Origin of the sequence: Morganella morganii (assembly GCF_019243775.1) — a bacterium.
GTDB classification, from domain to species: domain Bacteria; phylum Pseudomonadota; class Gammaproteobacteria; order Enterobacterales; family Enterobacteriaceae; genus Morganella; species Morganella morganii.
The window spans coordinates 735,246-756,191 of the sequence record NZ_CP069157.1 but is presented as its reverse complement, the minus strand read 5'-3'; the positions used below and the strand labels follow the sequence as shown (position 1 = coordinate 756,191).

The following is a 20,946-nucleotide window of genomic DNA, read 5'->3' as shown; positions in this document are numbered from 1 at the left end:
ACAGTGATATTTGCCAATAACTCACTACAAGTAAAACTTTTATAGCGCAGAAAGGCAATAGTCAAAGCAAAAACCAGAACTATATACCGAAGTCTATTTCCAAAGCAGCGATTGCTGTTATGTAAGCTTCAATAAACACTATATGATTTGTTTATATTTTAATCAGGCATTTTAAATCTGCTGAAATTAGCAGCGATTAAATAAAGAAAGCGGCAAAAGCCGCTTTAATGAGAAGATTTAGCGATAAGCCGCGCAGGAATGGTAAAACTGAACTCCGTTCCCTGCCCGGGTTTGCTGGTAATATCCAGATGGGTGTGGTGATGCTGTAAAGCGTGTTTCACTATCGCCAGCCCCAGACCGGAGCCGCCGGTCTGCCGCGAGCGGGATTTATCCACACGGTAAAAACGCTCCGTCAGGCGGGACAGATGTTCCGCCGGAATGCCCGGACCGTTATCTTTCACACTGAACACCGCGTTACCGTTACGCAGCGCCCAGCTGACCTCAATCAGGGTGTTTTCCGGCGTGTGATTCACTGCGTTATACACCAGGTTCGACATGGCGCTGCGCAGTTCTTCCTCATCCCCGAAAATCTTCAGTTTGTCATCCACCGCAAAGCGGATGTCATGGTTGCCCCGGCTGAGCGTCACGGCTTCCTGCTGAAGCATTATCAGCATCCCCGGCACATCCACGACCTGATCCAGCCCGCTTTTAACAGCCACTTCAATTTTTGAGAGCTGCAAAAGCTGTTTAACCATGCCGTCCATACGGCGGGTCTGCTCCTGCATGGTCAGAATCGCTTTTTTATTCATCGGATTATCAAAATCCTGATCCGCGAGCATTTCCAGATAGCCCTGCAAAACCGTCAGCGGCGTGCGCAGTTCATGACTGACATTGGCAAAGAAATCACGCCGCGAGTTTTCAAGACGGCGCTTTTCCGTCACATCGCGGGCAACCATCAGTAATTGCCCTTCTGAATACGGCATGATGCGCAATTCCATCATGCTGCCGTTATTCAGTTCCAGCGTCAGCGGCAGGGTATAATCGCCTGCGGTCAGATAACGGCTGAAATCCGGGTAACGCAGAAGGTTAAAGATATGCTGCCCGTTATCATCCGGCCAGCGAAAACCAAGAAGGTGCTGGGCATGTTTGTTACACCAGAAAATATTGCCGTCTTCTGTCATCATCACCACCGCATCCGGCAGGGATTCTGCCCCGCTGCGAAAGCGTTTGATCAGGGTGGCGAGTTCGCGGCGGCGCTTGCGGTTACGCTGCTGAAGCTGGTAGATACCGTAAAAAATCGGCTCCCAGCTGCTGCGGCCCGGCGGCGGCAGCATACTGCGGTCCAGCCACAGCCAGTCAGACAGTTTCAGTAAGTTATAGCTGTGCCAGACAGCAGCGGCAAACAGGGCACCGGCAAGAAACCAGCCGGTATAGCCGAAAAAAAGTGACAAAAAGAGTGCCGGCAGGCAGAAAACCAGTAATTCCAGTACAATTTTTTTCCACGAAAGACGCTCAAGCACGCGCGATCCTCTTGCGGTTTAACATTATTATCAGTAACGGACAGAGAAGCGGTAACCCGTTCCCCGGACTGTCTGTATCATTTTATCGTGTCCGTCCGCTTCCAGCGCTTTGCGCAGGCGGCGGATATGCACATCCACCGTACGGTCCTCAACATAGACGTTCTCGCCCCAGACATAGTTGAGCAGCTGTTCACGGCTGTAAACCCGCTCCGGATGAGTCATAAAGAAGTGCAGCAGTTTGAATTCGGTCGGCCCCATTTCCAGCGGATTCTCATTACTGGTTACGCGGTGGGATGCCGGGTCGAGTGTCAGGCCGTTCATGGCGATAAGATCATCTGCCACCATCGGGGAGATGCGCCGCAGAATCGCTTTAACACGGGCCACTAACTCTTTCGGTGAGAAGGGTTTGGTCAGATAATCATCCGCGCCGGTTTCCAGACCTTTGACACGGTCTTCCTCTTCACCGCGCGCCGTCAGCATCATCACCGGAATTTCCCGCAGCTGACTGTCCCGTTTCATATGTTTGATAACCTGAATACCGGAACCGCCCGGGATCATCCAGTCCAGCAGGACAAGATCAGGGAAAGGCTCCACCAGCCGGGCAATGGCCGCATCATAATCATCGGCCTCGATAGGCTGATAGCCATTCTGCTCCAGTACAAAACAGACCATTTCACGGATAGGTGCTTCATCTTCAACGACTAAAATTCGTCTTGCCATGGCGTTCCCTGTTTACCGTTAATTTCATTTCATCAGACAGTGCCGCGATTATGCGTCACTTTTGTGACAGATTTATGAATATCAGCCGATACCTCAGCCTGCACCGCAAAGATAATGTCATTAAACTGACATACTACACACAAAATGCGTGTCAGATCGTAATATACTGGATATTCATCCAATATTTATTTTTACCGCCTGATTTCCGTTATACTCTGTTTTCAGTAAACCGCCTAACGCAATGCGCATTCAGTTCGCCCGGCAGGAATAACCGTATATATGAAAATCATTCACACATCAGACTGGCATCTCGGACAATATTTTTACACTAAAAACCGGTTACAGGAACATCTGCAGTTTTCAGACTGGCTGATAAACCTGATAAAAGAACAGCAGGCAGATGCCCTGATTGTCGCCGGAGATGTGTTTGATACCGCCTCCCCGCCGAGTTACGCCCGTGAGTTGTATAACCGTTTTGTTGCACAACTGCAACAGACCGGCTGTCATCTGATTGTGCTTGCCGGTAATCATGATGCCGTTGCCACACTGAATGAATCCCGCGAACTGATGGCCTGCCTGAATGCGGATGTGATTGCCCGGCCGGATCCGGCGCGGGATCTGATCGTGCTTTATAATAAGCAGAATAAGCCCGGCGCGATTGTCTGTGCTGTGCCGTTTCTGCGGCCGCGCGATATTCTGGAAAGTCAGGCCGGACAATCCGAAGCAGAGAAACAACTGGCGCTGCTGACCGCCATACAGACACATTATCAGTCTCTTTATGACAGAGCGGTGGCAAAACGGAGTGAACTGGGCGCGGAAGTTCCGATCATTATGACAGGTCACCTGACAACCGTGGGTGCCAAAACATCGGAATCTGTCCGTGATATTTATATCGGCACACTGGATGCCTTCCCGGCCGGTGCGTTTCCGCCTGCGGACTACATTGCCCTCGGGCATATTCACCGCGCACAGTCCATCGGTGACAGCGGCACCATCCGTTACAGCGGTTCCCCCGTCCCGCTCAGTTTTGATGAATCCGGCCAGGAAAAAAGTGTTTTTCTGCTCACACTGGATAACAACAGCATTACGGCGATTGATACGGTGCCGGTTCCCTGTTTTCAGCCGATGGTCTGCCTGAAAGGCGATCTGGATGCCATCAGTCAGGCGCTTGAACAGTTTTCGCCCCGTGATGAACATACACAGCCGGTCTGGCTGGACATCGAAATCGCCGGGCGGGATTACCTGCCGGATATTCAGAAACGCATTCAGGCACTGACAGAGCCGCTGGCCGCAGAAGTGATCCTGCTGCGGCGTGAGCGCAGGCAGATAACCGCAGACAACAGCGAAGCCCTGCGTGAAACCCTGAATGAGCTGACTCCGGACGATGTTTTTGCCCGGCGTCTGGCACTCAGTGATACCGAAGAAGAGGATATTCCGCGTCTCACCACCCTTTTCCGCCGCGTTTGTGAGCAGATTCGTGACCGGACAGAGAGTGACAGCAGTGAAACCAGTACCGGTATCAGCAGAAAAAACAATACCCGTACAGACAGCCGGAAAGGAAAAAGTGAATGAAGATCCTGACATTACGGTTTAAAAATATCAATTCACTGCAGGGCGAATGGAAAATTGATTTTACGGCAGAACCCTTTGCCGGAAACGGACTGTTTGCCATCACCGGCCCGACCGGCGCCGGAAAAACCACGTTACTCGATGCCATCTGTCTCGCGCTCTACCATGAAACTCCGCGCGTAAAAACATCCGCATCCCAGAATGATGTGATGACCCGCCATACAGCGGAATGTCTGGCCGAAGTGGAATTTTCCGTCAAAGGAAAAGCATACCGCGCGTTTTGGAGCCAGCGGCGCGCCAGAGATAAAGCCGACGGTAATCTTCAGCCGCCGAAAGCCGAACTGGCTGAGTGCGCCACCGGAAAAATCCTCTCTGACAAACTGACTCAGGTCAGGGAGAGCATTATTGAGATCACCGGCCTGGATTTTGCCCGTTTTACCCGTTCTGTGCTGTTATCACAGGGGAATTTTGCTGCCTTTCTGAATGCCGATGATAATGAACGGGCAGATTTGCTGGAAGAACTCACCGGCACGGAAATTTACCGGCTGATTTCCCGTCAGGTTTATGAAGACTACAAAGCCGCACAACAGGCGTTGTCTCTGCTGGAAGCGCAGACCGGCGCTATCCGGCTGATGACAGATGATGAACGGCTCGTGTGCCAGGCTGAACTGACCACACTGCAGACAGACGAGCAGGCTCAGCTTATCCGCCAGACACAGTTACAGACCGCACTGCAATGGTGGCAGCACCGCGACACACTGAATACAGAAACAGAACAGCGGCAACAGCAGCATGCCACTGTTATGCAGCAGATACAGGATGCCCGGCCGCAGCTTGACCGGCTTGCCCGCGCCAAACCTGCGGAAAAACTGCGCCCGGCCAGAGAGGCGGTGCAGAACAGTGCTGCTTTAAGTGCACAGCTGACCACCCGTATGCAGGAGCTCACACAAACAACAGAGAGCACCACCCGTTCGCTGCAGCCGCTGAGCAGTCAGTGTGAGGAGCAGCAACAGTTACTCACCGGGCTGAAACAGCAGTATCAGCAACTGGAAACACTGGCAGAGAACGAAATCAGGCCGCTGGATAACCGGCTGCAGTTGCTCAACAGCCAGTCTGATGCACTGAAACAGCAATATCAGGCACAGTTGCAGGAACAACAGGCACTGCAAAACCAGTCAGCACAACTTCAGCAACAACTGGCGCAAACCCGTGACAGTTATGCGCGCAGCACACAATTCAGACAGGAAAATGTGCAGAAAGCACAACTTCCGTCAGCAATTGCTCAGTGGCGGCATGAGCTGCACACCCGGCAGGAATACCGGACTCAGATTTCCGCACTGACAGAACAGCAGCAGGCGGGGGAGGTTCAGCAACAGTCACTGACCGCAGCACACACAGAAATGACAGATAAACTGGCTGTCCGCAATCAGTCTGTTCTGCCGCTGAAAACAGAACTGACCGCCTTACAGACCACATTACAGCAGGCACGGCAGACTAAACCGGATCCGCAGTTAACCACACAACTGCAACAGACCGGTGAAAAGCTCGGATTACTGCAAAAGCTGGCATCTCTGGCACCGGAAATCACCCTGCTGACCCGTAACAGGGAAAATCTTCTGCAACAACAGCATGCCTCTCAGGAAGAAATTAAAACGCTGACAGACTGGATTGCACATCAGGAACCGGTTCTGACCGACCAGCAGACACATCTGCGTGACCTGACAGCCCGTTATCAGCTGGAGCAAACCATTGTCCGGCTGGAGTCGGAGCGTCAGCGTTTACAGGCCGGAGAGCCCTGTCCTTTGTGCGGTAGTACCGATCATCCGTCGGTCACAGACTATCAGCAGGTAGTACCGGATGAAACCGCACAGCGCCTGGAAGCACTGACACACACTGCCAGAGAGGCCGAGAAAACACTGGCAGCGAAGCAATCTCAGCTAGCGTTTACCCGCACACAACACGAAAAACTGAGCAGTACACTGCAGGAAACCGGAGAGATCCTCGCGGCCCATACCGCACAGTGGCAGAAAATCTGTCTTGAGGGCGAATTTGACTCCCTGACAGATTCCCCGGCATCGCTGAATGACATCACTCAGCATTATGACGGGCTGTATCAGCAGCAACAGCAGGCTCAGGAAGCCCGCCATGCCCTGGAAACTCAGGTATTAACACTGCAAAACCGGTTACAGGCGGAAGAGGCTGAATGTGAACGGCTGTCACAGGCATTACAGCGCAATACTCAGGAACAGCAGTTTCTGTCACAGCAGCAGACGGAACGGGCCGCCCGTCTGACGCAGCTTTATCAGCAGCAACAGACGCTGGAAACCTCACTGACACAAACAGTGACCGCCTTTGGTTACACCATTCCCTCACCGGCAGAAACCGCTGAGTGGCTGGCGCAGCGTCAGCAGGAAAGTGATCAGTTCGCCGCAAATGAACAGCAGATACAGCAAAGTGCACAGCAACTCGCGGAACTGACCGCACAGCAGCAAAATCTGGAGGCTCAGCAGGCAAAACTGACCACACAACTGGCAGAACAGTCCACCGCACTGGCTGCACTGCAACAACAGCACAACGCCGTCACGGAACAACGGCAGGCACTGTTCGGTGATAAAAATATCAGCACGGAATTACAGAAACTGCTTTATCAGCAGCAGGAAACGGAAAACCGCCTGAAAACCCTGATACAGCAGCGCGACAGCCTGCAACAAAACCTCGCAGGGCTCCGGGGGGAAGAAAAGCGGCTGCAACAGCAGATTCTGGATGCACAGGAGCAGCACCACCACAATCAGCAGGTTTTTCAGCAGCAACTGGCAGAAAGCCCGTTTGCCGGTGAGGCTGATTTCCTCGCCGCCCTGCTCAGTGAAGAGGAACACCAACAGTTACAGGCGCTGGAAACAGCGCTTAACCAGGCACAACTGAAAGCCGCCACCAGTCTCGGGGATGCCAGAACCGCGCTGGAGCAGCACCTGTCCGCCCAACCGGAGCCGTTCCGCGAACAGTCCCGGCAACAGCTGACAGAATCACATACCGCCGCCGCACAGCAACTGCGGGAACTGAGCAGCCGTCAGGGGGAATTGCGCGGGCGGCTGACGGCGGATGACAATCTGCGGGTACAGCAGCGCGATTTACTGGATAAAATCACCCGGCATCAGCAGGACGTCACCGACCGCAGCCGCCTCAACATGCTGATAGGCTCTGCCGATGGTGCCAAATTCAGCCGCTTTGCTCAGGGACTGACGCTGGATTATCTGATCCACCTGGCGAACCGGCGGCTGGAGAAACTGCATGGCCGCTATGTGTTGCAGCGCAAAACGGCAGACAGCCTGGAGCTGCAAATCACCGATACCTGGCAGGCAGACACTCAGCGTGATACCAAAACCCTCTCCGGCGGGGAAACGTTCCTGGTCAGTCTGGCGCTCGCACTGGCCTTATCTGATCTTGTCAGTCATAAGACACAGATTGAATCCCTGTTCCTCGATGAAGGCTTCGGCACGCTGGATCAGGAAACTCTCGATATCGCGCTGGATGCGCTCGATAACCTGAATGCCACCGGGAAAACCATCGGCGTTATCAGCCATATTGAAGCTATGAAAGAACGTATTGCAGTGCAGATCTCTGTCAGAAAAATGAACGGACTCGGGATCAGTAAATTATCGCCGGAATATCGTGTTACAACGGCGTGATATTTTCACGCTGTCAGCACACAATGATTAATTCAATGATATTTATTGGAAATTTTTCTGTCGGCCGAATTTTTTGAAACATAAGGTTAAATATTTTCGGTATGTTTTTTGATTCATTGCTTATATGCTGTTCATCATGAACTGAAGAGAGCGCGGAAACCGGTTTTTCCGACAAAAAATTTAACGGAGAGTAACATGTCTAATTCATTTATCGAGTTAATTAAAAAACGCAGAACAATTTACAGCCTTGGTAATAATCTGCCTGTTTCTCAGGATCGTATCGCCGCGCTCATCAAAGAAGCTGTGAAACACAGCCCGACTGCGTTTAACTCACAATCATCCCGCGTCGTGGTGCTGTTTGGTGAGAACCACAAAAAACTGTGGAATATCGTGAAAGACGCACTGCGCGCCATTGTCCCGGCAGACGCGTTTGCTGCGACCGAAGGTAAAATTGATAATGCCTTCCTGTCCGGTGCCGGTACTGTGCTGTTCTTTGAAGACCAGTCCGTTGTCAAAGGCTTACAGGAACAATTCGCACTGTATGCGGATAACTTCCCGATCTGGTCTGAACAGGCCAGCGGTATCGCACAGTTTGCTGTCTGGACTGCACTGTCCGAAGAGAATATCGGTGCCTCCCTGCAGCACTACAACCCGGTGATTGATGAGCAGGTCAGCAAAGCCTGGAATATCCCGGCTGACTGGAAACTGCGCGCACAGTTAGTGTTCGGTTCCATTGAACAGGAAGCCGGCGAAAAAGCCTTTATGGATGATGAAAGCCGCTTCAGAATCTTCAACTAATCTTCCGGACTCAGCCGCGTATTAAGCGCAGCTGTTCCCGGACGCATCAGGCGCTTTACCTGTCATAAAGCGCCGTTATTACCTTCTGTTATCGTGTTAAAATATGCCTTGCCCGCCTTGTGCGGGCTTTTTTTTATCAGGCTTTCGGCCACAGCCACGCCGCACCACGGACACCACTGGAGTCACCGTGCACCGCTTTGCGGATCGGCGTATCGCACTCACCACCGAAAACACGGGAGCGCATCAGCGCCGGTACCGTCTGATACAGGCGATCGACGTTACTCATCCCGCCGCCCAGCACAATCACATCCGGGTCCAGCATATTCACGACCTGGCCGAGCGCTTTTGCCAGCCGCTGCTCATAATTCACCATCACCTGTTCAGCCGGTAAGTCGCCCTGTGACAAACGACGGATGATCTCCGCACCTTTGCAGACCTCACCGGTCAGCGCGGTATAATCAGCCATAAAACCGGTGCCGGAGATAAACAGTTCGGTACAACCCTGTTTGCCGCAATAGCAATCCTCCATTCCTTTAAACAGCCGGTCGGCTTCATCCTGCCACGGCAGCGGGTTATGTCCCCACTCCCCGGCCACACCGTTACCACCGCTGTGAACCTGTCCGTTCAGGGCAATCCCCGCACCGCAGCCGGTACCGATAATCACCGCGAAAACGACCGGAAACCCTGCGCCTGCACCATCAACCGCTTCGGAGACCGCCAGGCAGTTTGCATCATTTGCCACCCGCACTTCCCGTTGCAGTAATGCACTGAGATCCGCATCAAACGGCTGACCGTTCAGCCAGACCGAATTAGCATTTTTTACCCGTCCGGTGACCGGCGACAGTGTTCCCGGGATCCCTACTCCGACAGTGCCGGTCTCTCCGGTGGCGGTTTCTGCATCGTGAACCAGCCCGGCAATCGCCTGTAATGTTTGCTGATAGTCAAAACGCGGCGTATCCGTTCGTTTACGGAATAATTCCTGCCCCTCATTACTGAGTGCGATCACTTCAATTTTGGTGCCGCCCAAATCAATACCGATCCGCATACTGTCCCCTTCTGCTGTGGATTTACGCTCTGTCTTTCATACCTCTGATAATGCAGGGCAGCGGCCTGACAATCAAGTTTCCGCGCGAAGGCATTAGAGCAACGCGGCAAGATCCGTTATCATAGCGGGATGCAATTCTCACCGCGCAATGACCGCGCATCATAAAACAGGACTGTCCGATGTGGTTTAAAAATATACTCGTTTACCGCCTTAGCTCGCCGTTTCCGCTGTCTGCCGATGAGCTGGAAAAACAGCTGGAACACATGGCATTCACGCCGTGCGGCAGTCAGGATATGATGAAAACCGGCTGGGTTTCGCCGATGGGCTCCCGGGGTGATGCACTGACTCACGCTGCCGGTAAACAGATCCTTATCTGTGCTAAAAAAGAAGAAAAAATGCTGCCATCGCCGGTAATTAAACAGGAATTGCAGGCGAAAATTGAAAAGCTGGAACATGAGCAGCATCGCAAACTGAAGAAAACGGAAAAAGATTCCCTGAAAGATGAAGTGGTTCATGCTCTGCTGCCGCGTGCCTTCAGCCGTTTCAGCCAGACCGCCATCTGGATTGATGCGGAACGCGGCCTGATTATCGTCGATGCGGCCAGTGCCAAACGGGCGGAAGATAACCTTGCCCTGCTGCGTAAAACACTCGGCTCTCTGCCGGTGATCCCGCTGACCACCAAAGACCCGATTGAACTGACGCTGACCGAATGGGTGCGCTCCGGTGATTTACCAACCGGTTTTGCCCTGATGGATGAAGCTGAACTGAAAGCCATTCTGGAAGACGGCGGCGTGATCCGCTGTAAGAAACAGGATCTGGTATCAGACGAAATCGCCACCTGCATTGAAGCCGGAAAATGTGTCACCAAACTGGCACTGGACTGGGAAGAGCGGATTCAGTTCCTGATGTCTGATGACGGTTCCTTTAAACGCCTGAAATACAGTGATGATTTAAAAGACAAAAATGAAGATATCGACCGCGAGGATTTTGCTCAGCGGTTTGATGCTGATTTTGTCCTGATGACCGGCGAACTGAGTGCGCTGATCAGCAATACCATTGCCGCCCTCGGCGGTGAAGCGGAACACTGAAAATAAGATCTGCGGGAAGCCCGGTAACAGGCTCCCGCTGATATCCGCTGTTATGCCCACGGCAGCGGGGCTTTTTCATCATTACCGTGCTCGCCGTAATAGAGCGACGGCAGAAAACGGGACAAGTAAGTAAACTCGTTATAGCAGTGCTTCATCAGCCCGAAACCAATCTCATCCGGCAGTTCCGTCAGCGGATCCGCCAGTGACGCTCCGAGTAAAAACCGGCTGCGCAGCACACATCCGAACTCTGTATCATAAGTTATATGCAGCATTTTTCCGTCGATCGGGTAACCCAGCGTATCGGTTTTCACATCATCCCCGAACCCGATATGGGCGCAAACAGCACCGGAAATCTGATGAGTCTGCCGCGCGGCGGCCAGTTTATCCGCATCAAAGAAATCCTGTGCATCGTTGAATTTCAGTGTCGCGCCGACCGGCGGGATCGACCCGAGAGACTCAACCGCGCGGATTGTCGCCCCGATATAATTTTCCCCTTTTTTCCAGACGGAATCCCAGCCGTGATGTGCCACATGATCATGCGGGTGCCACCAGCGGATATGCTGCGTGGTTTCAAAAAACGTGAACCACCACTCCAGCATCCGCCCTTTACAACCGTGCAGGTCGGTTCTGACAGACACCGTCAGCAGCCCTTCTTCGCTGCGTTCCAGGCCCATTTCCATCCACAGTGGTTCAGGAGATAATAACTGGTTAATATCATCCGGTGCCCGGGGTAAATTTTGTTTTTTCGCTGACATGACGTATACTCCATAATTAGGAAACGCAATTCGTTTCCTAATTAATATTGTCCCGTAACGGGCATTTGTCAATTGAGGATCGCACGTATGGCTAATAATGAACCAGCCACAGAATCCCGCGGACGTGGCCGTCCGGTTGTTCCGGAAGAAGAACTGATTGCAAAAATCCGGGAGGCATCACTTAGCCTTTTGTTATCACAGGGATATTCCTCGATGACGATGGATGCGGTGGCAAAACAGGCGGGTGTCTCCAAAAAGACGCTGTACCGGTTCGCTGATAACCGTGAAGATCTGGCGGAGCAGATAGTGCGCGGCTGGACGGATTCCTTTGTGCCGCTGTTTATGCAGGATGCAAAGACTAAAGATGAATTTTATCAGCTGCTTGAAAACAACCTGACCATCATGAGCCACAAGGTGCTCAGTGCTGAGGCGGCGGGATTATTTTGTCTGCTGAGCAGTGAATTTCCCGGCCGGGAGTTATTGCTGACCCGCTATCAGGCCTGCGGTATTGAGCGCGGACGTGCACTGCTGGCGGAATGGCTGTCCCGGCATCAGGCGTTTCTGCCGCTGCCGGATGCAGCACAAACCAGTGATTTGCTGTTATCGATGGTAATGGCAGAGCCGCTGCGCCAGATTGCCCTGAAACTGGCACCACCGGCACCGGGTTACCCGGTACAGGCGCGGATCCGTGCTGCGGTGGCATTACTGAAACGCTGACGGGCACCGGCAGATAACCGGCGCCCGGAACTGCATTATTTCTGTATCAGATAGCGGATCGTCGGCCCGTCCTGCTGGATGGATAACACGGTGTAGCCGTGGTTTTTGGCATCCAGCGGGATATTGTTGATGGATTGCGGGCAGTCACTCACCACTTCCAGGATCTCTCCGGGTTTCAGTGACGGCATGGCTTCAAGAGTCGCCACTGCCGGATACGGGCACGGCTCACCGACCATATCCAGCCGGTAATCCGGCACAATTGCAGTATTTTCGGTATTCATGGTGTGCTCCTTAATGTGCGGCAGCGGCGACAGTGTCAGCCTGGTTTTTCCGGCGGAAGAAACGTTTCTCCCACATCAGTAACAGGATAAAGGCAAAGGCGAGTAATCCGTAAGTAACCAGCAGACCACCAGCCGGGCCGAAGGTATCCAGCAGGTTGACTTTGTCGTAGTCAGTCGCCAGCCACGGTGCCACGGAATCCCAGTAATAAGCCAGGATCGTCGCGCCGATAATATTGCCCAGACCGACCCACCAGAAATGCACCTGACCTTCCACGGCACGGTACATCCAGCCGGTTTCACAACCCCCTGCCAGCACAATACCGAAGCCGAACAGCAGTCCGCCGATCACGGCGTTAGGGCCTGCCCAGAAGATTTTCGGCTCTGCGCCCAGTTGCACATAGCTGTAGATGCCGATGGCACTGACCGCCATACCGAGGATAATCGCTTTCGCCATCTGGGTACGCCCGGTGATCCAGACATCACGGAACGCGGAGGTAAAACAGATTTGCGCCCGTTCAATCAGCAGACCAAACCCGATGCCAAACAGCATTGCCATGCCGAGTTTCGGGGATTTAAACAGCGTGAACAGAGACCAGGTGACACACAGCAGGAAGATCAGCATACCAAGACGAAAACGGCGTTTCGCCCGCTGCAAATCCTGTGTCAGCGGTGAGGCTTTGCTGACTTTTTGCAGTTTGACCGGAATGCGGAACATCGGCAGCAGCGTAAATTTTGCGCCGAAGTAAGAGCCTGCGGCGGTTGCCAGTGCAAAGAACCAGGCATGGAGGGAGAATTGCGGGATACCGGTAAAGAAGGCTGCCAGGTTACACCCCATTGCAAGACGTGCCCCGAAACCGGCGATAATGCCGCCGATAACGGCCTGCCAGATACGGATTTTGTGTTGCGGAAGGCGGATTTTGACGTTGTTAGCCCATAAGGCAGCGGCGATACAACCGGCAAACATACCGATAATCATCATGCCGTCGATACGATCCAGGGGCGAGCCCTGCAAACCGATCACCTTAAAATACCCCCAGTTTTCCGGATGAGCACCGAACAGTTGCAGAATGTGTCCGCCCCAGCGCGTAAACTCTCCGGTGACCGCCCAGAATGTGCCTGTTAATCCGAAGTAGTATGCGGATAAGATGCCGGCGGCGATCACTGCGGGCAACGGCTGCCAGAACCTGACAAGATACGTTGATTTAAATGTAGACCAGTTCATTTTTTTACCAAAAAAAATCCCGACAGCGTCGGGAATCGATGTCGGAGTACGTGTGTACCAGTAGGATCTTTATATGTGATCCACCGGAGAATCATACTCCTGTATAAGATAATTCGCTTATTAATATTTTTAAAAATACTGGCATGTCCTCGGCGCTTTATGCTTTCTTTTTTTTACCGGTCAGGTCTTCTGAATACTCACTGTGTGCCGAAAAGAATAAAACATCAAACCATCTTCTTTCAGATTCGGGCAGCGGGATAACCGGCAAAGCGGAAAGACGCTGACACATCCTTGTTCGCTCGGATCGCGCCATCCCTGGCGCTTGACGCTTTCCTTTTTTTGCCGGTTAACCCCTCATGTACTTCAACTCTGTTAAAAACAGAAAACAGAAAAATCAATCTGCTAAATCATCCGGTTTGTGGCAAGGCGGCGAAGTGAGGATATCCCCGGGAGCATACACCAGTATGTGACCGGGGTAGCCGAACGAAGCCAACACAGCCACAGGCCGGAGGATGACGCAGATTCGCAGATCAGCAGATGCGGGGCAGCGGCTCGTTATACGGAAGATCCAACAGCCTGGTCGCGCCGAAAATCCCCTGCACTTTCACCTGTTTTGCTTCTGTTACCTGCCCGATGGTACAGGCGTCCTGACCCAGAGGGCTGTTACGGAGGGCTGCCAGCACGGCGGCTTCGGCTTCCGGGGCTGTGACAATCACCACTTTACCTTCATTGGCAAAATTGAGTGCCTCCAGCCCCAACAGCTCGCACACACCACGTACTGCAGTTTTCAGCGGCAGTTTCTGTTCTTCGATATTCATACCGCACTGTGAAGCATCGGCAAACTCATGCAGGATAGCGGTGACGCCGCCACGGGTGGCATCACGGACAGCTCTGATGCCGTCAATCGCCCGCAAAGGTGCAAGCATCGGCTCCAGAACCGCACAGTCGCTGCGCAGATCAGCATCCAGCCCGAGGTTCTCGCGCAGATTGAGGATCGCCGCACCATGATCACCCAGTGTGCCGCTGACAATAATTTTATCCCCCGGACGGCATTGTGCTGCTGCCCAGTTCAACTGATGCGGGATCACACCGATACCGGCGGTATTGATAAACACTTTGTCTGCCGCACCGCGCGGCACCACTTTGGTGTCACCGGTCACAATCTGAATACCGTTGGCTTTTGCGGCTTCCGCCATACTGCTGACCAGCTGAGAGAGAATGTCAAACGACAACCCCTCCTCAAGGATAAATCCACAGGAGAGGTAGCGCGGGATTGCGCCACCGACAGACAGATCATTCGCTGTGCCGCACACGGCCAGTTTGCCGATATTGCCGCCGGGAAAAATAATCGGATCAATGACATAGCTGTCGGTGCTGAACGCCAGACGATCACCGGCGGCCTGTAATTCCGCCAGCGGTATTCGTGCCTGATCTTCTTTTTCATTCAGATACGGATTGGAAAATGCCTGCAAAAACAGGGAGTCAATCAGTTGCTGCATCCCCTGTCCGCCGTTGCCCTGGGCCAGGGTGATTTCAGTAATAGGTTTCATGTTATTCTCCGCGCCGATACTGATAATAAGCTGCGCAAGCCCCTTCAGAGGAGACCATCAGTGCGCCGAGTGCCGTTTCCGGTGTGCATGCGTTGCTGAACAGCGGACAGTCCGCCGGTTTGCAGCGGCCTGTTAATACATCCCCGCATCGCGCCTGCGGGTTATCGGCAACAGACTGCGGCTGCGGCCGGAAGCGGCGTTCAGCATCAAATTCATAGTAAGCCGGTGTCAGCTGAATACCGGAGTCCGCGATATTACCCAGTCCGCGCCACTCACTGCTGGCTTTCAGTTCAAAGACTTCCGCCAGTGCTTTCTGTGCCAGCAGATTTCCCTGCTCCGGCACAATGCGGCTGTACTGATTTTCCACCGCCATCGGCGCGTGTTTGTCCTGTGCCTGCTTTTTCAGCTGGCGGATAACCATCAGAATAGCTGTCAGCAGATCCAGCGGCTCAAAGCCGGTCACCACAAACGGTTTGGCGAATTCATCACACAGCGGCTGATACGGCGTGCAGCCAATCACCATACTGACGTGCCCCGGCGCGATAAAGCCGTCGATAAACACATCTTTCTGCTCCAGCAGTGTGCGCAGCGTCGGGATAATGGTGATGTGCTGACAAAAAACGGTGAAATTTATCAGTCCGCTTTTTTTCGCCAGCTGTAACGTGGCCGCCGTACCCGGCATGGTGGTTTCAAAACCAAGGGCGAAGAAGACGACCTCTTTATCCGGATTATCGCGGGCAATAGTCAGTGCATCCAGCGGGGAATAGACAATGCGGATGTCGCTGCCGTGACGGCGGGCATCCAGCAGCGAACCGCCGCGACCGGGAACACGCATGGCATCCCCGAAAGTGCAGAAAATCACCCCCGGGCGGGCCGCGATTTCCAGACAGGCATCAATACGCCCCATCGGCAGCACACAGACCGGGCAGCCCGGCCCGTGAACAAATTCCACGGAATCGGGCAGCAGTTTATCCAGCCCGAACTTAAAGATGGCGTGAGTATGACCGCCGCACACCTCCATAATCTGCAAAGGCTGTTTCAGCGGATGCGGCCACGAAGCCATCTCTTCCCGGATCTGCGCCAGCAGTTTTTCTGCCAGTGCCGGATCACGGAACTCATCAACAAAACGCATAGAAATCCCTTATTCCGCCGCACCGCGCTGCTGATTCACCTTGCTCAGGCGCTCCTGTAACCAGGCAACCCATTCATCCATTCCTTCACCGGTAGTGGCAGACAGAACAATGACATCGATATCCGGATTCACACGGCGTGCCGCATTCACACAGGCTTCAATATTGACATTCACATACGGCAGCAGGTCGATTTTGTTAATCAGCATCAGGTCTGCGGCAGCAAACATATGCGGGTATTTCAGTGGTTTATCTTCACCTTCTGTTACTGACAGAATTGCCACTTTATGCTGCTCACCCAGATCAAAACCGGCAGGGCAGACCAGGTTACCGACATTTTCGATAAATAACAGGCTGTTATCTTTCAGTCCGAGGTGATGCATGGCGTCATGCACCATCTGCGCATCCAGGTGACACCCTTTGCCGGTATTGACCTGAATCGCCGGTACGCCGGTTGCGCGGATCCGCTCAGCATCATTGGTGGTTTGCTGGTCGCCTTCAATCACAGCACATGGAACTTTGTCTTTCAGGTAATTGAGTGTGCGGGTCAGTAATGTGGTTTTGCCGGAGCCGGGACTGGATACCAGGTTCAGCGCCAGAATGCCCTGCTCCTGTAAATGTTCGCGGTTATGGACGGCGATTTGGTTGTTTTTATCCAGCACCCCCATCTCAATCTGCACCATCCGTTTCTGGGTCAGGCCCGGCGCGTGTGTGCCCGCTTCGCCCATCCCGTAATGCATATTGTCTTTATCAATTACCGGCGCAAAAGCCGCTGCATGGTCATGACCGTGGTCGTGTTCATGTGAATGATGATGGTCGTGAGCATGTTCGTGCTCATGAGAATGGCTGTGGCCGTGCCCGTGATCATGAGTGTGTTCATGTCCGTGGCTGTGCTCATGACTGTATCCGTGAGCATGCTCTTCACCGGCTTCACGGCCGTCATAATAATAGTGATTCACATCGCCGTTATGATGATAGTGGTGGTGATGAATGATGACGGGGCGGGAATGGTTGTCATGTTCATGATGATGGTGATCATGGCCGTGGTGGTCGTGGCTGTGACCTTCAATCTGCACGTTTCCTTCGCTGCAACCGCATGTGCTGCACATAATCCTGACTCCTGCTCGATTTATTGGCTCCGGCGCGGCATTGTGGTCAGACTCGTGACAGGTGCGGAGCATCTGATCACGCTGTGTCGGGCAGTCAACATAAATAAAATATTACACATAAAAGCCGGTAAACCATTACCAGCTTTTATGTATCCGTTATTAATTATATTAGTAGCAAATCTGCGGAGTGCCCGCTTTGACTTTGCGCAGGTCAGATGGATTTTCCCTGCGCAAAGAGTGATGTGTTTACGCGAAACTCAGTGGACAAACACCACGTAAACGGCAGCAGCCACAATAAAGCGGTAGATAGCAAACGGGATAAAGGAGATACGTTTAATCAGTGACAGGAAGGTTTTCATGGCAATCAGCGCCACAATAAACGCAGCCAGGAAACCGACCGCAAACATCGGAATATCCGAGTTGCTCAGGAAATGCCAGCTCTTGTATAAATCCAGTGCTGTCGCGCCCATCATCATCGGTACGGCCAGAATAAAGGAAAACTCTGATGCAGTGTAACGGTTGATCCCCATCAGCATACCGCCGGAGATGGTGGCACCCGAACGGGAGAATCCCGGCCACAGAGCCAGGCACTGGAAACAGCCGATGGCAAACGCCTGACGGTAGCTGATATCATCAAGACCAGTAGCCTGCACCTTCTTCGGCTTAAAGACTTCAGCCACAATCAGCAGGATACCGCCCGCAACCAGCGCGTACATCACATTCACCGGATTAAACAGAGACTTAATCTGATCCCGCAGCAGTAAACCGAGAACCACCGCCGGTAACATAGCAATAATAATGTGGAGTAAATTCAGTTTTCCCTGAGTCTGTCCTTCATGGGGAACCCGGCCGAAGTGAATACCGATAAGGGCAAACATCCGCCGCCAGAACAGGAAAACCACCGCCAGGATGGAACCGAGCTGGATAACCACTTCAAACGTTTTTGCTTTATCGCCGGTAAAGCCGATAAGCTCAGCAACAATAATCATATGACCGGTTGATGACACCGGCAGAAATTCGGTTAATCCTTCAACAACCCCGAGAATCAATGCATGCAGTAAACTTGTGATATCGCCCATATAACGCCCTGTATGGCAGATAAAATAAGGCACTCCCGGACGCGGGAATGCCGGATACGGAGAACAGCATATGACGCAAGTGTGACAATTTCATGACACCCTCAGCGCTTTTATGACAGTTCCGCTGACGGCATTATGACAACATCAGGCCGCACTTCGTTCAATAATGACACCCACTTCTTCCGCCTGTGCCACCGCACCCGGTTTGGCCACGCGGATACGAACCCAAGGGGTGCCGAACTCAGTCAGTAATAATGACGCCACTTCTTCCGCCACACGTTCCACCAGAGCGAACTGTCTTGTCTGCACATAATCCAGAATTGCAGTGCTGACGCTGGCATAATCGAGACAATGTTCCACATCGTCACTCTCAGATGCGCGTTTGTTATCCCAGTGCATTTCGATATCGAGCACTAATTTCTGCGTAATATCCTTTTCCCAGTCGTAAGCACCAATCGTTGTAAAAACAACAAGTTTCTTAATAAAAACAACATCCATCCGCATTTACCTCGTTTTTTTTATGCTCATCGGATATCACTTCCCATGAAATATGCGTATTATCCATGGAGGCCAATAACTGTAATTTACCGTCTGTCAGGAGAGAAGCATGAGTGGAATCGCGCTTGGTATGATCATCTTCGCTTATCTGCTGGGATCAATTTCCAGTGCGATCCTGATCTGCCGTCTTGCGGGACTGCCGGATCCGCGGCATCACGGCTCCGGAAACCCGGGGGCGACCAACGTGCTGCGCATCGGCGGCAAACTGGCGGCTGCCGGTGTCCTTATCTGCGACGTACTCAAGGGTATGCTGCCGGTCTGGCTCGCTTACCTCCTGCAAATACCGTATTTTTACCTCGGCATTATCGCCATTGCCGCCTGTTTAGGCCATATTTATCCGGTATTTTTCCACTTTAAAGGCGGAAAAGGCGTGGCAACGGCATTTGGTTCGATTGCCGCCATCGGCTGGGATCTGACCGGACTGGTCGCCGGAACCTGGCTGCTGACCGTGCTGCTGAGTGGTTACTCATCATTAGGCGCGATTGTCAGTGCGCTGGTAGCACCGTTTTATGTCTGGTGGTTCAAACCGGAGTTTACCTTCCCGGTTGCCATGCTCTCCTGCCTGGTGCTTATCCGCCATCATGACAATATTCAGCGGTTGTGGCGCGGACAGGAAAGCCGTATCTGGCAGAAGCTGAAGAAAAAGCGGGCCAAAACGGATAAAGAGATAATCCAGGAAGCGAAAGAGCAGGAAAAAGAGGATTAAAAAAGGCGCTGAAGCGCCTTTTTTGTGTCCGGAAATTATTTGTCCAGCGGCGGTAACTCAGCCAGCGGCCACCGCGGACGGACAGTCACGCCTAATTCACTGCGCATACCGCCTTTGAAGCGGATCATCCCGGCCAGCGCGATCATCGCACCGTTATCCGTACACAGTTCAGGGCGGGCATAGAACGCTTCTCCGCCCAGTTTTTGCAGTGTCTGCGCCATGCATTCGCGCAGTGTGCGGTTTGCACTCACGCCGCCAGCCATCACCAGCCGTTTAAAGCCGGTCTGCTCCAGCGCGCGTTTGCATTTGATCACCAGCGTATCGACCACCGCATCTTCAAAAGCACGGGCGATATCCGCCTTTGTCTGGTCTGAATCATCATTCTGATGAATGGTATTAGCGGCAAAGGTTTTCAGCCCGGAGAAGCTGAAATCCAGCCCCGGCCGGTCGGTCATCGGACGCGGGAAGGTAAAACGTCCCGGCGTGCCCTGTGCTGCCATGCGTGACAGTGCAGGCCCGCCCGGATAATCCAGTCCCAGTAATTTGGCTGTTTTATCAAAGGCTTCACCGGCTGCATCATCGATAGATTCACCCAGCAGCGTGTATTCACCGATACCGGTCACACTGATTAACTGCGTATGACCGCCGGATACCAGCAGCGCGACAAACGGAAACTCCGGCTGATGTTCTTCCAGCATCGGTGCCAGCAGATGGCCTTCCATATGGTGAACCGGCACCGCCGGGACATCCCAGGAAAACGCCAGCGCACGGCCGACTGTTGCCCCGACCATCAGCGCCCCGACCAGCCCCGGTCCTGCGGTATAGGCCACCGCATCAATATCCTGTGCCGTCAGACCGGCTTCTTTCAGCGCAGCCTGAATCAGCGGCACCGTTTTCCGGATATGGTCACGGGATGCCAGTTCCGGCACCACGCCGCCGTAATCTGCGTGGACTTTGATCTGGCTGTATAACTGATTAGCCAGCAAACCGGCTTCATCATCATAAATTGCGATTCCGGTTTCATCGCAGGACGTTTCAATGCCTAACACTCGCATGGGACTTAACTCGCTGGAACAAAAACTGACGGGACTGGCGGCGGACAGCAGGAAGCAAATCCGTCTCCGCAAAGAGTGCAGTGTATCACCATAATGGCGTGCTGACAGGTATTAAGGTGAAATACGGGGCTTTTCTGCCGTATTTTTATTCAGCAAAAACCGCTTATTCACAGGATGAACACAGTTATCCACATACTTTTCCCCTGCATAACGGATTTCTGTTGCTGACAAATCGCCGCGTATCCGCTATAATCTGCACCCTCTGTAAAACCCCTGTCGGGTGTGCGGATCCGGTCTTGGCGGTAACACCTGACCATATCCGGGGTATTTCTCTGTCTGATTATCCACAGCACTTTAC

The 20,946-nt window shown here is 53.0% G+C and carries 18 protein-coding genes; 6 read left to right on the top strand and 12 right to left on the bottom strand.

What is annotated here, in order from left to right; genetic code table 11:
- Positions 1-224: 224 nt before the first annotated feature.
- The gene (phoR, locus tag JL661_RS03450; RefSeq protein WP_049240347.1) at positions 225-1,520 is read right to left on the bottom strand and encodes a phosphate regulon sensor histidine kinase PhoR; all 1,296 of its coding nucleotides are present in this window, start codon (positions 1,518-1,520) and stop codon (positions 225-227) included.
- A gap of 30 nt (positions 1,521-1,550) precedes the next feature.
- The gene (phoB, locus tag JL661_RS03445) at positions 1,551-2,240 is read right to left on the bottom strand and encodes a phosphate regulon transcriptional regulator PhoB (protein ID WP_024474571.1); all 690 of its coding nucleotides are present in this window, start codon (positions 2,238-2,240) and stop codon (positions 1,551-1,553) included.
- Between the two features lie 279 nt (positions 2,241-2,519).
- Here phoB and sbcD point away from each other — a divergent pair, with 279 nt between their 5' ends.
- The 3 genes from sbcD to JL661_RS03430 all read left to right on the top strand — a co-directional run bounded on the left by sbcD (position 2,520) and on the right by JL661_RS03430 (position 8,293).
- The gene (sbcD, locus tag JL661_RS03440) at positions 2,520-3,812 is read left to right on the top strand and encodes an exonuclease subunit SbcD (protein ID WP_024474570.1); all 1,293 of its coding nucleotides are present in this window, start codon (positions 2,520-2,522) and stop codon (positions 3,810-3,812) included.
- Positions 3,809-7,495 (top strand): AAA family ATPase, encoded by a 3,687-nt coding sequence (locus JL661_RS03435; RefSeq protein WP_062771867.1) that lies wholly within the window; start codon positions 3,809-3,811, stop codon positions 7,493-7,495. Before sbcD ends, JL661_RS03435 begins: the two co-directional genes overlap by 4 nt.
- A gap of 195 nt (positions 7,496-7,690) precedes the next feature.
- A complete protein-coding gene (locus tag JL661_RS03430) occupies positions 7,691-8,293 on the top strand; it encodes a nitroreductase family protein (RefSeq protein ID WP_004236410.1) in 603 nt (200 codons plus the stop codon).
- 136 nt (positions 8,294-8,429) lie between these two features.
- Here the strand turns inward: JL661_RS03430 and mak are convergent, their stop codons facing one another.
- The gene (mak, locus tag JL661_RS03425) at positions 8,430-9,338 is read right to left on the bottom strand and encodes a fructokinase (RefSeq protein WP_062771869.1); all 909 of its coding nucleotides are present in this window, start codon (positions 9,336-9,338) and stop codon (positions 8,430-8,432) included.
- Between the two features lie 179 nt (positions 9,339-9,517).
- On the opposite strand from mak, the gene rdgC reads away from it, so the two are divergent.
- Positions 9,518-10,426: a recombination-associated protein RdgC gene (gene rdgC / locus JL661_RS03420; protein ID WP_004240426.1), complete on the top strand. Its 909-nt coding sequence runs from the start codon at positions 9,518-9,520 to the stop codon at positions 10,424-10,426.
- A 50-nt stretch (positions 10,427-10,476) separates the two neighbouring features.
- On the opposite strand, the gene JL661_RS03415 is transcribed toward rdgC, so the two are convergent.
- Positions 10,477-11,181 (bottom strand): DAPG hydrolase family protein, encoded by a 705-nt coding sequence (locus tag JL661_RS03415; RefSeq protein WP_062771872.1) that lies wholly within the window; start codon positions 11,179-11,181, stop codon positions 10,477-10,479.
- A gap of 87 nt (positions 11,182-11,268) precedes the next feature.
- Between JL661_RS03415 and JL661_RS03410 the strand changes: the two genes are divergently transcribed.
- Complete coding sequence (locus JL661_RS03410) at positions 11,269-11,898, top strand: TetR/AcrR family transcriptional regulator (protein ID WP_062771875.1); 630 nt, start codon at positions 11,269-11,271, stop codon at positions 11,896-11,898.
- 35 nt (positions 11,899-11,933) lie between these two features.
- On the opposite strand, the gene yedF is transcribed toward JL661_RS03410, so the two are convergent.
- The 7 genes from yedF to folB all read right to left on the bottom strand — a co-directional run bounded on the left by yedF (position 11,934) and on the right by folB (position 18,767).
- Positions 11,934-12,179 (bottom strand): sulfurtransferase-like selenium metabolism protein YedF, encoded by a 246-nt coding sequence (yedF, locus tag JL661_RS03405; protein ID WP_004236405.1) that lies wholly within the window; start codon positions 12,177-12,179, stop codon positions 11,934-11,936.
- Between the two features lie 10 nt (positions 12,180-12,189).
- Positions 12,190-13,401, bottom strand: coding sequence for a selenium metabolism membrane protein YedE/FdhT (gene yedE / locus JL661_RS03400; protein WP_004236404.1), 1,212 nt, complete (start codon positions 13,399-13,401; stop codon positions 12,190-12,192).
- A 530-nt stretch (positions 13,402-13,931) separates the two neighbouring features.
- Positions 13,932-14,951 carry a hydrogenase expression/formation protein HypE gene (gene hypE / locus JL661_RS03395; RefSeq protein ID WP_049243306.1) on the bottom strand — a complete coding sequence of 340 codons (1,020 nt, stop codon included), beginning with the start codon at positions 14,949-14,951 and terminating at the stop codon, positions 13,932-13,934.
- Between the two features lies 1 nt (position 14,952).
- A complete protein-coding gene (hypD, locus tag JL661_RS03390; protein WP_049243307.1) occupies positions 14,953-16,083 on the bottom strand; it encodes a hydrogenase formation protein HypD in 1,131 nt (376 codons plus the stop codon).
- 9 nt (positions 16,084-16,092) lie between these two features.
- On the bottom strand, positions 16,093-17,190 hold the full coding sequence (gene hypB, locus JL661_RS03385) for a hydrogenase nickel incorporation protein HypB (protein WP_071592725.1): 1,098 nt from the start codon (positions 17,188-17,190) through the stop codon (positions 16,093-16,095).
- Positions 17,191-17,447: 257 nt separating this feature from the next.
- On the bottom strand, positions 17,448-18,269 hold the full coding sequence (gene bacA, locus JL661_RS03380; protein WP_004236400.1) for an undecaprenyl-diphosphate phosphatase: 822 nt from the start codon (positions 18,267-18,269) through the stop codon (positions 17,448-17,450).
- Positions 18,270-18,413: 144 nt separating this feature from the next.
- Positions 18,414-18,767, bottom strand: a complete 354-nt coding sequence (folB, locus tag JL661_RS03375; RefSeq protein WP_049243310.1) for a bifunctional dihydroneopterin aldolase/7,8-dihydroneopterin epimerase — start codon at positions 18,765-18,767, stop codon at positions 18,414-18,416.
- A gap of 109 nt (positions 18,768-18,876) precedes the next feature.
- Here folB and plsY point away from each other — a divergent pair, with 109 nt between their 5' ends.
- A complete protein-coding gene (gene plsY / locus JL661_RS03370) occupies positions 18,877-19,533 on the top strand; it encodes a glycerol-3-phosphate 1-O-acyltransferase PlsY (protein ID WP_004240442.1) in 657 nt (218 codons plus the stop codon).
- A gap of 35 nt (positions 19,534-19,568) precedes the next feature.
- Here plsY and tsaD read toward each other — a convergent pair whose 3' ends face one another.
- Positions 19,569-20,588 (bottom strand): tRNA (adenosine(37)-N6)-threonylcarbamoyltransferase complex transferase subunit TsaD, encoded by a 1,020-nt coding sequence (gene tsaD / locus JL661_RS03365; RefSeq protein ID WP_062771881.1) that lies wholly within the window; start codon positions 20,586-20,588, stop codon positions 19,569-19,571.
- Positions 20,589-20,946: the final 358 nt, after the last annotated feature.

What these genes read in the sequence shown, in the direction of transcription:
- phoB (WP_024474571.1), bottom strand. Translation starts at nt 2,240, where the DNA reads ATGGCAAGACGAATTTTAGTCGTTGAAGATGAAGCACCTATCCGTGAA.
- sbcD (WP_024474570.1), top strand. Translation starts at nt 2,520, where the DNA reads ATGAAAATCATTCACACATCAGACTGGCATCTCGGACAATATTTTTAC.
- JL661_RS03435 (WP_062771867.1), top strand. Translation starts at nt 3,809, where the DNA reads ATGAAGATCCTGACATTACGGTTTAAAAATATCAATTCACTGCAGGGC.
- JL661_RS03430 (WP_004236410.1), top strand. Translation starts at nt 7,691, where the DNA reads ATGTCTAATTCATTTATCGAGTTAATTAAAAAACGCAGAACAATTTAC.
- mak (WP_062771869.1), bottom strand. Translation starts at nt 9,338, where the DNA reads ATGCGGATCGGTATTGATTTGGGCGGCACCAAAATTGAAGTGATCGCA.
- rdgC (WP_004240426.1), top strand. Translation starts at nt 9,518, where the DNA reads ATGTGGTTTAAAAATATACTCGTTTACCGCCTTAGCTCGCCGTTTCCG.
- JL661_RS03415 (WP_062771872.1), bottom strand. Translation starts at nt 11,181, where the DNA reads ATGTCAGCGAAAAAACAAAATTTACCCCGGGCACCGGATGATATTAAC.
- JL661_RS03410 (WP_062771875.1), top strand. Translation starts at nt 11,269, where the DNA reads ATGGCTAATAATGAACCAGCCACAGAATCCCGCGGACGTGGCCGTCCG.
- yedF (WP_004236405.1), bottom strand. Translation starts at nt 12,179, where the DNA reads ATGAATACCGAAAATACTGCAATTGTGCCGGATTACCGGCTGGATATG.
- yedE (WP_004236404.1), bottom strand. Translation starts at nt 13,401, where the DNA reads ATGAACTGGTCTACATTTAAATCAACGTATCTTGTCAGGTTCTGGCAG.
- hypE (WP_049243306.1), bottom strand. Translation starts at nt 14,951, where the DNA reads ATGAAACCTATTACTGAAATCACCCTGGCCCAGGGCAACGGCGGACAG.
- hypD (WP_049243307.1), bottom strand. Translation starts at nt 16,083, where the DNA reads ATGCGTTTTGTTGATGAGTTCCGTGATCCGGCACTGGCAGAAAAACTG.
- hypB (WP_071592725.1), bottom strand. Translation starts at nt 17,190, where the DNA reads ATGTGCAGCACATGCGGTTGCAGCGAAGGAAACGTGCAGATTGAAGGT.
- bacA (WP_004236400.1), bottom strand. Translation starts at nt 18,269, where the DNA reads ATGGGCGATATCACAAGTTTACTGCATGCATTGATTCTCGGGGTTGTT.
- folB (WP_049243310.1), bottom strand. Translation starts at nt 18,767, where the DNA reads ATGGATGTTGTTTTTATTAAGAAACTTGTTGTTTTTACAACGATTGGT.
- plsY (WP_004240442.1), top strand. Translation starts at nt 18,877, where the DNA reads ATGAGTGGAATCGCGCTTGGTATGATCATCTTCGCTTATCTGCTGGGA.
- tsaD (WP_062771881.1), bottom strand. Translation starts at nt 20,588, where the DNA reads ATGCGAGTGTTAGGCATTGAAACGTCCTGCGATGAAACCGGAATCGCA.